General features: G+C 37.2%; 14 protein-coding genes. All 14 read right to left on the bottom strand.

All coding sequences use genetic code 11. From position 1 onward, the window contains the following. Positions 1-158: 158 nt before the first annotated feature. The gene (locus B5P37_RS10025) at positions 159-749 is read right to left on the bottom strand and encodes a DivIVA domain-containing protein (RefSeq protein ID WP_085238081.1); all 591 of its coding nucleotides are present in this window, start codon (positions 747-749) and stop codon (positions 159-161) included. Positions 750-772: 23 nt separating this feature from the next. Beyond that, entirely contained in the window at positions 773-1,543 is a 771-nt protein-coding gene (locus B5P37_RS10020; RefSeq protein WP_085238080.1) for a YlmH family RNA-binding protein, read from the bottom strand. Positions 1,544-1,819: 276 nt separating this feature from the next. Next, positions 1,820-2,935, bottom strand: coding sequence for a Gfo/Idh/MocA family protein (locus B5P37_RS10015; RefSeq protein WP_085238079.1), 1,116 nt, complete (start codon positions 2,933-2,935; stop codon positions 1,820-1,822). Between the two features lie 109 nt (positions 2,936-3,044). Further along, positions 3,045-3,494 carry a NanQ anomerase/TabA/YiaL family protein gene (locus tag B5P37_RS10010; RefSeq protein WP_085238078.1) on the bottom strand — a complete coding sequence of 150 codons (450 nt, stop codon included), beginning with the start codon at positions 3,492-3,494 and terminating at the stop codon, positions 3,045-3,047. Positions 3,495-3,514: 20 nt separating this feature from the next. After that, positions 3,515-5,056 carry a sodium:solute symporter family protein gene (locus tag B5P37_RS10005; protein WP_085238077.1) on the bottom strand — a complete coding sequence of 514 codons (1,542 nt, stop codon included), beginning with the start codon at positions 5,054-5,056 and terminating at the stop codon, positions 3,515-3,517. A 45-nt stretch (positions 5,057-5,101) separates the two neighbouring features. Then, positions 5,102-6,019, bottom strand: a complete 918-nt coding sequence (locus tag B5P37_RS10000) for a dihydrodipicolinate synthase family protein (protein ID WP_085238076.1) — start codon at positions 6,017-6,019, stop codon at positions 5,102-5,104. A 101-nt stretch (positions 6,020-6,120) separates the two neighbouring features. Continuing rightward, positions 6,121-6,933, bottom strand: coding sequence for a MurR/RpiR family transcriptional regulator (locus B5P37_RS09995; RefSeq protein WP_244898612.1), 813 nt, complete (start codon positions 6,931-6,933; stop codon positions 6,121-6,123). A 479-nt stretch (positions 6,934-7,412) separates the two neighbouring features. Further along, positions 7,413-7,709, bottom strand: a complete 297-nt coding sequence (locus B5P37_RS09990) for a YggT family protein (protein ID WP_085238074.1) — start codon at positions 7,707-7,709, stop codon at positions 7,413-7,415. 11 nt (positions 7,710-7,720) lie between these two features. Then, positions 7,721-8,266 carry a cell division protein SepF gene (locus B5P37_RS09985; RefSeq protein WP_085238073.1) on the bottom strand — a complete coding sequence of 182 codons (546 nt, stop codon included), beginning with the start codon at positions 8,264-8,266 and terminating at the stop codon, positions 7,721-7,723. Between the two features lie 5 nt (positions 8,267-8,271). After that, positions 8,272-8,946: a YggS family pyridoxal phosphate-dependent enzyme gene (locus B5P37_RS09980; protein WP_085238072.1), complete on the bottom strand. Its 675-nt coding sequence runs from the start codon at positions 8,944-8,946 to the stop codon at positions 8,272-8,274. 21 nt (positions 8,947-8,967) lie between these two features. Beyond that, positions 8,968-9,759, bottom strand: coding sequence for a peptidoglycan editing factor PgeF (pgeF, locus tag B5P37_RS09975; protein WP_085238071.1), 792 nt, complete (start codon positions 9,757-9,759; stop codon positions 8,968-8,970). 199 nt (positions 9,760-9,958) lie between these two features. Beyond that, positions 9,959-11,128, bottom strand: a complete 1,170-nt coding sequence (ftsZ, locus tag B5P37_RS09970) for a cell division protein FtsZ (protein ID WP_085238070.1) — start codon at positions 11,126-11,128, stop codon at positions 9,959-9,961. Between the two features lie 29 nt (positions 11,129-11,157). Then, on the bottom strand, positions 11,158-12,558 hold the full coding sequence (gene ftsA, locus B5P37_RS09965; RefSeq protein WP_085238069.1) for a cell division protein FtsA: 1,401 nt from the start codon (positions 12,556-12,558) through the stop codon (positions 11,158-11,160). Between the two features lie 223 nt (positions 12,559-12,781). Further along, positions 12,782-13,666, bottom strand: a complete 885-nt coding sequence (locus B5P37_RS09960; RefSeq protein WP_085238068.1) for a cell division protein FtsQ/DivIB — start codon at positions 13,664-13,666, stop codon at positions 12,782-12,784. Positions 13,667-13,680 lie beyond the last annotated feature (14 nt).

Genomic DNA, 13,680 nt, shown 5'->3' with positions numbered 1-13,680 from the left:
GTGACAGGGACGGACGAACCGCGGTACCACCCTGTTTAACTCAGCTTAGAGTTCTCTCGTTAGAATTTATTTTAGTGAATGACAATACAGTGATATTAAAACAGGTCATCTACTAGGCTCTCACCTCTCCTAGTTCGCTGTACAGATGATGGTCTCTTTTACTTGTCTGTATCGTTATCTGATTTCGTTGTTTTATTTTGTTCCGCTTGTTGCTTTTCTTGTTCAGTGATATCTTGTTCATTTAAATGTTGAAAATTTTCTTCTGTCACTTGTTGTGCATCAAGATCATAATTCAACAAATATTCCCAATCATCACTTTTTAATAAATCAAGTTGTGCTTCTACGAGCATTTTAAAACGTGCACGGAAAATTTTAGATTGCCGCTTCATATCTTCCGTTTGGAAAGAGAGTCGGCGTGCCTTTTCTAAACCATCATTGACAATGCGACTGGCTTCTGCCTGTGCACGTTGAATGATGGCGTCGTGTTCTTTTTGCGCAGCTGCCTTTGTCTCATCTGCCGCGCGTTGGGCACTCACAATCGCTTCGCCAACTGATTTTTCGACCTCTTTGAACGATTGAATGTGCGCATCACGTTCTTCTAACACTTTTTCTAGTTGTTTTTTATCCTCTTTTAAACGCTCTATTTCATGACTCAATTGTTCTAAATATTGTTCAACTTCAGCAGGTTCAAAACCATTTTTAATACGCGTAAATGATTTGTTTTTAATCTCACTTGGTGTGAAAGCCATTTCTTGTCCTCCTCCATCATACACTATTTAAATAAAGTTTGATAGGTGATCCTTATTTTATCTTTTTTAGTACGTGTTCCAATATTCGTGATTTTTGCACGTCCATAACCTTGAATGGACAACAAATCCCCGACTTCAAGTTGAAAATCAGCCGCTTCAATCAAAGTATAATTCACTTTGACACGCTTACGCTGTATATAGTTTTTAGCAATTGTACGAGATTTACGTATCATTTCCTTAAGCACGACATCTAACCGTGTCGCACTCACTGTCGCTTCAAACGTTTCCCAATGTACTTTTGATTGTACCATATCTTCAAATGGGATAACATTAAGTTTAATTGTTGCCCCTTTAATCCGTGTTAATTCTAACATAATATATGATTCCAGTTGTTTTGTCAAAACGAATTGTATGCGGTCAGACACAATAATATCCCCGACTTGTTCACGTTCAATTCCTAATGACATTAAAGTCCCTAACACATGTGGATGTTGTATTGTTACAAATTTAGCTGGATAATCAATTTCTATTAAACTGAGCTCGAAATCTTCTAAAGTCGGTTCAAAATAATTTGGGGCAATGATCGCACGACATCTTTCAACTTGAGATCCCCCGTTGAATGTGACCTTTAAATCATTAAAACTACCGACAATGACCTCTAAAATATATTGACCACGCGGATCTAAAAAGTGTGTCAAAACTGGTGCATACTGTGCTTCTGCTTGTCGCACTTTATCTAATAAATCATCAATTAGTTCGTGCTCTTCGGGACGAAAGTGTTGATAAATATCCAAATGCGGAACTCCTTTTCCTAATTAATCCTAACATTCGACTGTCATTCACATTGATCAATATGAATCACGTTGCTTATACAGTTTATCATTAATTGAAGTGAATAAGGAAGTGGAAACGGCTTGTTTACACATATTTAGAATCAGCGACTCGCCTTAACATTTAAAATATCAAAAATAATAAAAGGCTCATTGTCATTGAAACGAGCCTTTTACATTTTAGATACATAACGTTGACATGATTTCATTTAATGATACTTCGAAAATTATACTCTGCGATTACAAAAGGCCTTGAGTCACTTCATCTAGCGAAACTTTTCTATCTTCATTCAAAGATATTGTACACGCATCTGCTGTCGCAATTGATTCTAATGCAGCCACGCCATTTAAAAGTTTCAAGTATTCTTCAGATATCGTTCCCCCTGTTAATACGTGATGAAGATATGACATTTCTTTATCGATACATGTTTGAAGCCATAATGGCGTTCTTATCCCTGGTTTACCATAGGCAATCGCACCATCCATCCCCCGACCTGTGTAGATGGCCGTTCTTTCATTATCCTCTTCTTGTGTTTCGTGAATTAAGAAATGCGAGTCGTCCTCACCCTTCACACGTAGCGTTCCGCCAGTTTGATATAAATCGAGTTTTATCGCTCCTTTTGTTCCTTCAATGAGGACGTAATGTTCTCCCCAACGGAATGCATTCCCATATTCAAGTAAAGCGTACCGATCGTCATCATATTCTAAAGTGAGGATTAGCATGTCGTCTTCATCACCAAACTGGTCACCTTTATGGTAAACGTTACCACCAACCATTGTGACCCGCTCTGGCAATCCTCCCATCATAAACTGTATACAATCTAATTCGTGGATATGATGATACAGATGCCCTCCTGATTGCGCACGTATTTTTTTCCAAGAAACAGTGGACTGCGGTTCTTCCCAACCTGTACGTGTCGCATGGCAATAAAGGACTTTTCCTATCCGCCCCTCACTGATTAAACGCTTTGCCTGATGAACACCATTAAAAAAGTTCATAATGTGTCCCGCCATAAACTTCACCTGATGTGTGTGACACGCATCGACCATCGCTTTACAATCTTCAAAATTAAGTGCAATTGGCTTCTCACAAAATACATGTTTGCCATGCTCTGCCGCTTTAATCACAGGTTCACGATGCAAGTGACTTGGAGACGCCACAATGACACAATCCACATCGTTTCTACACACCAATTCATCTAAACTGTTACAAACGTCCGCCTGTAATTCCATTGCAACTTCTTCTGCATGATTTGAATCAAAAACTGCCGTCACCTCTGCATCATCAATTTTTCGAATAGATCTCGCTAAATCAGCTCCAAAATAACCTGTACCTACAATGCCATATCTTATCATTATCCTTCACTTACTTTCTCATTAATTTTGAATGTTCGGTTTATAAGATTTATACGGAAGATGACTTTTAATATGCCATTCATTTCCAGTCCATCGATTGATGACACGGTTAATTCAAAACTTTAATGACCAGTTTTTTGACGTTGTCGTCATTTACACGTACTTTAGGCTGATGCAAGTCTTCTTCAAAAGTCACAAGAAGATTACTTTCATTTAATTTTATTATTTGATAATGATCACTATCAAACAACTCAAAATCATTTTCTACATCGAATTCTGCTTTTGAACGTGCATCTTGGAGTGCACTCACTGCCATTTCTTCAGTATTATGAATGACAAGATGAATATCAATATATTTTTTATGGTTCTCAAATTGTCCCCCTGCTACACCATCTGCAACATACGTCATACAATTGGCAAATACATTATCTCCATCAATATCAATGCGTCCCTCTTCCAATTGTGACAAATCAGTATTCGCTAAAAAGTCGTTAACTTTATGAAAATGTGGATTTATAGCAACATATCTTTTAAAATCTTTTCTTTCAGCAATAATCATGTAGTTGCCCCCGTTTCAGTTTAATGTCGTTTTTCCCAAGAACCATCCGCTAAAATTTCTGGAATATCATGAATTGTTGTATATTGAGGTGCAGACACTTTATTTCCAGTCAAAATAGATACCACGTAACCTGTGACGCATGATACAGAGATTGAGATAAGTGAATACGCCCAATAGTTCACTGCTTCAGGTGGCAAGACATACTTGATACAAACCATAACAATGGTTGAAACAATTAATGCTGCATAAGCCCCATATTTATTTGCTTTTTTACTTACAAAACCGAGGACAAAAACACCACCAAGAAGTCCTAAAACGAGACCCATAAATCCATTGAACCATTCATAAGCCGATTTAATATCTGAGTGTGCCATCACAATGGACACCACAATTGAAAATACCCCAACGAGTAAAGATACAATTTGTGCAATTCGCGTGCGATGTTTATCTGACATTCCTTTTGAAATAATATCTTGAATATCAAGCGTCCATGATGTCGCGACTGAGTTTAAGCCTGTTGAAATGGTTGACTGTGCCGCTGCATAAATCGCCGCTAAAATAATCCCCGTCACACCTACTGGTAATTGATATGCAATAAAATACATGAAGATTTGGTCTTGCGGGATTTGATTTGTCGCATCACTGACATGTTGTAATTTATAAAACACGTATAGACCTGTTCCCATTAAATAGAATACTGTCGCAACACCTAAAGATAACACCCCGTTCGTCAACAACATTTTATTTAATTTTTTAATGTTTTGTGTTGTCGTAAAACGTTGTACTAAGTCTTGAGAAGACGCATACGATGAAAATATTGTTAAACCTGAACCGATAATAATTAAGAAGATTGAACTCGACAAAATATTAGGATCAAAAATCTTTTCTGTAGGTCCAATAAATTTTCCATTCGCCAATTGTTCTGTTATCGTTCCTATTCCGCCATCTACATCTTTAATTAACACGAATAACGCAAGTAATGCACCCCCAGATAAAATGACACCTTGAATAAAATCTGTCCAAAGTACGGATTTCAAACCGCCTGTGTAGGAATAAACAATGGCAATGACACCCATAAGGATAATTAAAATATTAATGTCGATTCCTGTTAATCGCGCTAACCCTACAGATGGCAAATACATAATAATCGAAATACGTCCCAATTGATAAATGATGAATAAGAGTGCCGAAATGACACGTAATGATTTTGCTTCATAACGTCGCTCCAAATAGTCATATGCTGTATCGATATCCATCCGTGCAAAAATAGGAAGCACATATTTAATCGCTAAAGGAATAGCAATTAACATACCAAGCTGTGCAAACCATAAGATCCAACTTCCAGCGTATGAGTTACCCGCTAAACCTAGAAATGAAATGGGGCTTAACATTGTAGCAAAAATAGAAACGGATGTGACATACCACGGCACAGAACCGTCACCTTTGAAAAACTCTTTCCCTTGCATTTCTTTTTTCGAAAAATAAAGCCCCGCAACTAGAACAGCAAGTAAATAAACAATTAAAACAACTAAATCGATTAAAGTAAAACCCGTTGTTTTCATGAAAAACACTCCCTTAAAAATCTAATTGATGACTTCATATTAAAATTATAAAAAGGCATTTCGTGTATCATTAATTTTCTTTGTAGCAACTTGCGCTATGTCTTTATCTGATGTGTCTAAAGGGGCTAGCGGTTCACGGACTGAACCTAAATCTAATTGCTCATTGATTCTTAACACTTCTTTTGCAATCGCATACATATTGGCATGACCAGAAACTAACACATCAATAATCTCATTGATTGCATATTGTAACTTTTGTGCTTGTGCAATATCTTGCGCTTGAATGAGCGCGTCCAATTTAATAAACAGGTCTGGCATGACACCATAAGTTCCTCCGATACCAGCTTTCGCTCCCATTGTGCGCCCACCGACAAATTGTTCATCTGGACCATTAAAAACAATGTAATTCTCACCGCCTGCTGCAACAAATCTTTGTATATCTTGTACAGCCATTGAAGAATTTTTCACACCAATGACACGTGAGTTTTGACGCATTTTTGCATATAATTGATCGGTTAAGGCTACCCCAGCTAATTGTGGAATATTGTAAATAATAAAATCTGTGTTGGGAGCTGCTTCACTAATCGTATTCCAGTATGTTTCGATTGAATACTCGGGTAACTTAAAATAGATCGGTGGAATCGCAGCAATGGCATCTACACCCAATTTTTCAGAGTGTGCAGCTAGTGCTACACTGTCTTTTGTGTTATTGCAAGCAACATGATTAATGACCGTCAATTTGCCATTAGCCACTTCCATCACTGCTTCTATAATTTTTTTACGGTCTTCTACATTTTGATAAATACATTCCCCAGAGGAACCGTTGACATAAATCCCTTGTACACCTTTGTCAATAAAATATTGAACTTGTTGTTTTACTCTCTCTTGACTGACTTCTCCTTGTTCGTCGTAACATGCATAAAATGCCGGAATAATCCCTTCATACTTTGTTAAATCTCTCATCTTTATTCTCCTTCTCATCAATTTATGAATTACTATCACAATATAACAACATTTTCACTAATTTTATTTTTGTGAAACACTATTTAGTATCCAAAACATTCCTATTCTTCTTTTTCAATAATCGTTTGATCATAATTCATTCTTCGATTCGGGTTTTCTAAATAGTAAGAAAACAAGCAATCTACCATGAGTAAAATAGGAATTTGAGGTGAAATAATATTGCCATATGACAAATTTTTATTTGCTGCTAATAATAACGTTTCATCACAGGTTAAATCGTGATCTGCAAAATTTCGAGTCGTCATCAAAACGGTTTGAGCACCTTGTTTTTGAGCAGATGCCAGTGCATTTAACACTGAACTGGTTTTACCTGAAATGGAAGCACCAATGACGAGACAAGTCGTATCGACAAGCAAATTATTCCAAACGAACATGTCATCATCTTCAATCACTTCGCAAATGATTCCTAAACGCATAAATCTCATTTTCATCTCTTTAAGCGCTAGGGCCGAGCTCCCTTTGCCATATAAATAAACGCGTTCAGCCTGATCCACCATTTCTATAATGCGCTCTAGTTGATTCTCATTAAGAATAGAATAATTTTTTCGCAACATTTCTTCATAATCAAACAACACTTTTTGAGTTAAATCTTTATAAGCTAATATATCTTCTTTTTCTCTCATCATTTCTCTATAGTGAAATAAAAATTCACTAAAACCCGTAAAACCACATTTTTTTGCAAAGCGGGTTAAAGTGGCCTTTGACACATGAAGTTCACGACACATCAACTCCGTAGATAAATCACCTAACGAATTTTGCTTTAAAAAGTACTCTGCCACTTCTTTTTCTGTATTTGTCATATTTTCAAAATTTGCTTCAATCATAGGAACGAGTACTTTATAAAATCTCATCATCATCACCACCTCTACTACAATATGCATTCACAAGGTAATTGTAAGCGCTTACGTTCAGTTTTTCAATAGTTGTCAAAATTTAGAAACGTGTTTCAGAATAAATTTTGTTACTTTCAAATGCTGTTATTTTCCATACGTAAAATATTCGTCACTTTCATTCGAAAGATTGTTGGTTGTTCCATACATAACAATCATACGAAATTTTGCGTTTTAGGAATTTTATCCAGAGACCACACAACAAAACCTTGCACCTTTGGCATGTGATAAACAAGTTTCTGGATATAAAATTAGCGTGGGATAAGACATCTCATGAAACATACACGTCTATACTCAAATATACATTTAAAGGATTTCTCTTTAACATACGAAAGTATTTATTCCGCCCAATTGATGATAAAAAAAGAGACTGTTGAACACATATCAAACGCGTTCAACAGTCTATTTTATATCGGTATATGGTTTATAGTTACGACTGACAATCATGAATTAAAAAAAGATCGAAGAATAACATTGAAAATCGCAACTAAACCACGTTGAAATAAATTAAGAACCAAAAATGCGACAATAGGAGAGATATCAATGATACCTAGCGCCGGAATAATACGCCTAAATGGTTCCAAAAATGGTTCGTAAATTTTCGCCATCCATCTCCCAATCGTACTTTCCCTCGCCCCTGGTAACCAGGACATAAAAATATAAATAATCATACCAAAAGTATAGGCACGAACAAGAAATAGAAGGAACTCAAAGATGGTTGTGGTTAACTGTATACTCATAAAATACTCCCTTATTCGTAATGTTTTTCCATCGACTCAATATGATCTGAGATGCTGCCGGCCACTTCGACGTTGTCCGGTGTACACAAAAAGATATCCGCACCCACACGCTGAATATCACCGCCGATTGCATATACCGTTCCACTTAAAAAGTCGATAATACGTTTTGCAGACACTTGATCAATGCGTTGGAGGTTCACCAAAGTGGCACGGCGATTTTTTAACTCATCTGCAATATCTTGTGTGTCAGAAAATACACGTGGCTCAAATAAACACATTTTAGAACTTCCATTATCATACGATTCTTGTGTTTGATTCATGTTCACCACATTCCCTTGCTCTTGTTTTTGTGCAATATGCAATTGTTTTTCATTTTGTGAAGCCTTTGTCCGACTCGATTGACGTTTCGGCACAGATTGAATCGCTCTCGGTTTCTCTGTTTGTTGCTTATTCGCTTGTTGCTCTCGTTCACGACGACGCTCTTCCTCTGCAATGAACGCCTCATCATCCTCTTCTTCAATTGTAAAAAAATTATTGAACAAATCTTTTATAGCCAATGGATTCACTCCTCTTTTTCGACAAGACGCGTTCCAATTCTAACAAATGTTGCACCGCTTGCTGTGGCGATATGAAAATCATTACTCATCCCCATAGAAAGTTCATTACAAGGTGCATATGAAAGATTTAATGCTTGGACCTCATCGCGTTTATTTTTAAGTTTCTCAAAAATTTCTTTTAAATAAGTTTCATCATCAGTATAAGGCGCCATAGTCATTAAGCCGATGACATGAATATGCGCGTATGACGCCAACATTTCAATAAAAGGAATGACTTCATCTAAACTTATACCTTGTTTAGATGCTTCGCCTGAAACGTTGACTTGGACAAAACATTTCACATCATGTTGGGCACGTTTACTAATTTCTTTCGCTAAACTTTGACGATCTAATGCGTGTAAATAATCAATTTGATGAATCACGTCTTTCACTTTACGTGATTGTAATGTGCCGATAAAATGCATTTGAATATCATCTGGTAATGCGGCCTTCTTCTCAAGAAAGCCTTCGATACGATTTTCACCGAAATGACGAATACCCGCTGCATACGCTTCTTTTGCTCGGTCTATTGTAACATATTTTGTGACGGCAATCACGTGAGGTCTCGTTTGATCTTCACGAAAAGCCATATACTGAGTAATGATTTGTTCTATTTCGTTTAAATTTGATTTTACTGACATTTAATCATTCCTTCTTTCACATCATGATTGACCGATAAATGCTAACATTCTACCTGTTTGTCCTTTTTCAACACGATATGAGAAAAATAACTCTAAATCTTCCGAAGTGGCGTAGCTTGTACAATAAATATTCGAACGTGGGACACCATAGGATTCACATAACAATTGATTCGCATATTTTAAATCTATGCCATATCGATTGGGAGCACGCTTAACCGTATACTGGCGAATATCAATGGGAAGGCTTTGAAACTGATGCCATATTTCCTCGTTGATTTCATAACTGTCAGACGTTGCTGGACCAATCACAACGGATAAATCTTGATAATCATACGGAAACTGTTCTAACACGCGGTGGACAATGCGTGCGACAGTACCTCGCCATCCTGCATGTGCTAGCGCAATAAAATGGTGTGACGGACTATAAAAATAAATAGGGACACAATCGGCATAACACATCGTTAATAAGGTGTCAAACTCGTATGTAAACATCGCATCAATGCCATAAAGTGTGTCTTGCGTAAGCATGTCAATATTCTTGCCTTGGTCTGCTTTCGTAATCTCGACAACACGCGCTTCATGTGTTTGAATTGGAAACACCCATTGTGCTCTGGGGAAGCCGATTTCTTCAGCTAGCACTTCTTGGTGACGCGTAATATTTTCTGGTACGTCATCAATATACCTTGCCATATTAAAAGCTTCCATTGGATATGCACTTTGTCCATGACGACGTGTTGTTATTCCAATATGAACCCCTTGCGCTAAACTCGGTTGATACGACAAGTGATGTGCCTTTTTTACAAATAATTCCATGGCTTCCCCTCCCTTTTTCTTGTGTTGAAGATCTATCCTCAAACATGCGATTGATTTTCACTGACCGATAACGAGTAAAAAAGCTAGGACATTGATGAAGTGACAATGGTCCTAGCAGTTCATTACATTCTACATCAGATAAGATCATCTCATGCCGTCAATAGATGTATATTATAATTCATTCCATATATGATGGTGATTAACGACGCGTTCTTCTTGAACGTCTTTCCTCACGGTTACGGATAAAGCTTGGGATATCATCCTCAGCCGTTGTATGGCTACGACCACTTTCAACTTCTTTATCTTGTGTCAAAGCGGCTCCTGTATGTCCACCAAAGCTTGATTCTTTTGCTGGTGAAGCAGTCGCACTTGCACCAAAGCCACCATGACCTTGTTTACGTGCTTGTGAAGATGGCTTATCTTCAAAGCCAGTTGCGATAACTGTAACGACAATTTCATCTTGTAATTCTGGATTAATCACTGTACCAAAAATCATATTTACGTCTTCATCTGCAGCGTCTTGAACAATATCTGCTGCTTCTTGTGCTTCAAATAGCGATAATGACTCGCCACCTGTAATGTTCATTAACACACCTTGCGCACCAACGATAGACGTTTCAAGTAATGGAGATGAAATCGCTTTTTTCGCTGCTTCTACTGCACGGTTTTCACCAGAAGATACACCGATACCCATCAAAGCAGAACCTTGGTTAGACATGATTGTTTTGACATCAGCAAAGTCAAGATTCACTTCACCTGATACTGCGATTAAATCAGAAATACCTTGTACACCTTGACGTAATACGTTGTCAGCTTCTTTAAACGCTTCCATCATCGGTGTAGACTTATCAACAATATCTAACAAACGATCATTAGGAATAACAATTAATGTGTCCACAGCGGCTTTCATTGCTTCAACACCTGCAGCAGCTTGTGTTTGACGCTTGCGGCCTTCAAAACTAAACGGACGTGTGACAACACCTACCGTTAAAGCACCCATTTCTTTAGCGATTTTGGCTACAACAGGTGCTGCACCAGTCCCTGTACCACCACCCATACCAGCAGTAACAAAGACCATATCTGCACCTTGGATGGCATCTTCAATTTGTTCACGTGATTCTTCAGCAGCTTTTTTGCCGATTTCAGGGTTTGCCCCAGCACCTAAACCACGTGTTAATTTTTCACCGATTTGGATTTTAGATTCCGCTTTAGACAAGTTTAACGCCTGTCCATCCGTATTAATAGCAATAAATTCAACATTGTTCATGCCGTGGTCAATCATTCGGTTAACAGCATTGTTACCGCCACCACCGACACCGATGACTTTTAGTGTCGCTAAATGATTAAATCCTTGTTCAAATTCTAACATTTAAATTTCCTCCTAATCTTTGTAGCCAATCAATCAAACAGTGATTTCATAATCTTTTTGAACTTACTTTCTTCTTGTTTAGGTTCTGCATGTTCATGTCCATCATTGTGTTCGTATACCTCTTCAGAAGTATCCTCATCAACAAATTCAGAATTTGCCGTTTCTTGTGACTGTTGTTTTTTTGTTTTTTTCTTGAAAAATGACTCGAAACCACCTAATTTTTGGTCTTGTCGTTTTGAATCGCTTTCAATAACTTCTTCTTCAATTTCTTCATTATCATGATTACTAATTGTAACATAATCCAATAGCTCATCAAAAGCAATACTACTAGAAATTGTTGAAATTGCCGAAGAAAATTCTGGTTTCCTCACTCCCATTTGTGAAGGCGTGTGAATACGTACTTTTTCATTCACCATATCTTGTAACAATTCTTTAACCCCTAATAGGTTAGCAGAACCCCCTGTCACGACAAAACCACCATTCACTTTTGTTAAACCTAATTCTTGTAGTACATCAAAAACTTCAAACAATATATCTTCCATACGTGCTTCAATCACATCGCTCAATTCTTTCTGAGTGAACTGTGCTGGTGCTTCAGCATCAAGCTGATTAACCGTAAATACATCTTGATCAGAAGCTGAATCGTAAAACGCATGTCCATATTGTTGTTTTATTTTCTCAGCTGTGTCGTATGTAGTATTTAAAAATTGTGCGATATCATCAGTGATGTGACGTCCAGCCATAAATACAACATCCGCATCAACTAACTCACCGCGTTCGTAAAATGCAATCTGTGTCAAATCTTCACCGATATCAATCACACACGCCCCTAGCTCACGCTCAGTCGCTGATAATATTGAGCGATAGTTTAACGCGTCTGAATATACGTCTAATACATCTACACCACAAGATTCTACACATTTAATCATGTTGATTAAAATAGACTGATTAATGGCAATGACACCCGCATCTACTTGTAATGAATGGCGTGCGACAAGTTCTTTCGGGTCAGAAACTTCATTATTTTCATCTACTATAAATCGAATAGGAAATGTGTCAATCACTTCCGTTTCAGGTTCCGTATTTTTTTGACGAATACTTTCGAGTACTTCTTCAATATGTGTCCCATTGATTTCCGTATCTTGGTGAAATTCTATACGTGTTGTTTCATCATAAACTTCCGTACTGATAATTGGTAACTTTAAAAATACTTCTTTAATATCGACACCAGAAGCAATGGCTGCTTTCTTGATTGTGTCTTTAATTGCTTGTTTTGCGATATCAAAATCATCAATCAACCCATTTTTAATCCCATTCGTATAGGTCTGCCCTGTACCTATCACATTAATTCCGTTATGAAATTTTTCACCAACAATCGCTTTCACGCTTGATGAGCCGATATCTACACTAACATAATAATGCTCTTCCATAGATAGGCACCTCCTGACATTTCTTTACATATTTAAGCTATTATAAGTTTACAATAACACACAATCAATGTGAACTATAAACACATTTGAAATTCAACTTTTTAACACAAGGTCACATCCGTGCCTCCAAATGGTGTTTCGAAACTCCAATTCACTGCGTATCTCACTTTTTTGTTAACAATTGATGACCTGTTATTTTATTAATCATTGCCTTATTATCAAGCTATGACGTCTCATCTTTAATTTTATTCAATGCCTTTTGTAAATCGTCTTTTGCCTTATCTTCACTTGCTGTTCCGCTTTGTACTTCTTTAGCACTTGCAGAACTACCTTGTCCATTTTTTACGTTATCATAAGGGATAAATGTTGCCCCTACCGATAAATCGATAAATCCCGATTTTTTTAAATTGCCACTTTCATCTTTTTCAAGTGCTTGGGACATACTTGGATAATACTTCAACTTTTCTGCAATCGTATTTGTGTTTCCGACTACTTCAATCCCATCACGCATAAACAATTTAATCAAATGAGGCTGATCCTTTTGTGATGCCGTCACAATTTCTGAAATTTGAGCACGTGTCGTTCGATCCATTTTTTGTAATGCGTCCACCAAATCTCGTTTTTCAGTGCCTTTGAATCCGTCTATATATGGCGCTGCTTGAGGTATTTTTTCCTTGTAATCTTTTAACACTGTACCGTTTTCAATTATAGGTACTGTATGGGATTTCTCAGCAGTTAGTGCGATAATTTCATGTTCTTTAACTGTCACTTCGATGGGATTAAACAATCCTTTATGAATCGAAACATCTGCAACGAGCGGATGTTTTTTAATACGTGTCTCCGCGTCTTCCGCACTATAAGCATATATCCGAGGATGATTATTAATTTCAAGCGCAGTCATTACTTCTTTATTTGTCACATAATGATTCCCTTTAATGTCAGCTTGTTTTATTTGACTCAACGGTGTAAACATATATACGACAATCAACATCACGATAGCGAGTAAAACAATGACAATCGTCAATTGGATACGCCGCTGTCGCACACGTTGCTTACGTCTTTTTTCTTTTAAATATTCATTATCAATCGTTGGTATTTTTTTGGTCATCAAACATCACATCC

The organism is Staphylococcus lutrae (assembly GCF_002101335.1).
GTDB classification, from domain to species: domain Bacteria; phylum Bacillota; class Bacilli; order Staphylococcales; family Staphylococcaceae; genus Staphylococcus; species Staphylococcus lutrae.
The sequence above is the reverse complement of the archived record's forward strand: the minus strand, read 5'-3'. Positions and strand labels throughout refer to the sequence as shown.

Bases quoted from the DNA above. Each gene is read 5' to 3' on its own strand.
- B5P37_RS10025 (WP_085238081.1), bottom strand. From the start codon at position 749: ATGGCTTTCACACCAAGTGAGATTAAAAACAAATCATTTACGCGTATT.
- B5P37_RS09980 (WP_085238072.1), bottom strand. From the start codon at position 8,946: ATGTCAGTAAAATCAAATTTAAACGAAATAGAACAAATCATTACTCAG.
- ftsZ (WP_085238070.1), bottom strand. From the start codon at position 11,128: ATGTTAGAATTTGAACAAGGATTTAATCATTTAGCGACACTAAAAGTC.
- B5P37_RS09995 (WP_244898612.1), bottom strand. From the start codon at position 6,933: ATGATGAGATTTTATAAAGTACTCGTTCCTATGATTGAAGCAAATTTT.
- ftsA (WP_085238069.1), bottom strand. From the start codon at position 12,558: ATGGAAGAGCATTATTATGTTAGTGTAGATATCGGCTCATCAAGCGTG.
- pgeF (WP_085238071.1), bottom strand. From the start codon at position 9,759: ATGGAATTATTTGTAAAAAAGGCACATCACTTGTCGTATCAACCGAGT.
- B5P37_RS10005 (WP_085238077.1), bottom strand. From the start codon at position 5,056: ATGAAAACAACGGGTTTTACTTTAATCGATTTAGTTGTTTTAATTGTT.
- B5P37_RS10015 (WP_085238079.1), bottom strand. From the start codon at position 2,935: ATGATAAGATATGGCATTGTAGGTACAGGTTATTTTGGAGCTGATTTA.
- B5P37_RS10010 (WP_085238078.1), bottom strand. From the start codon at position 3,494: ATGATTATTGCTGAAAGAAAAGATTTTAAAAGATATGTTGCTATAAAT.
- B5P37_RS09960 (WP_085238068.1), bottom strand. From the start codon at position 13,666: ATGACCAAAAAAATACCAACGATTGATAATGAATATTTAAAAGAAAAA.
- B5P37_RS10000 (WP_085238076.1), bottom strand. From the start codon at position 6,019: ATGAGAGATTTAACAAAGTATGAAGGGATTATTCCGGCATTTTATGCA.
- B5P37_RS09990 (WP_085238074.1), bottom strand. From the start codon at position 7,709: ATGAGTATACAGTTAACCACAACCATCTTTGAGTTCCTTCTATTTCTT.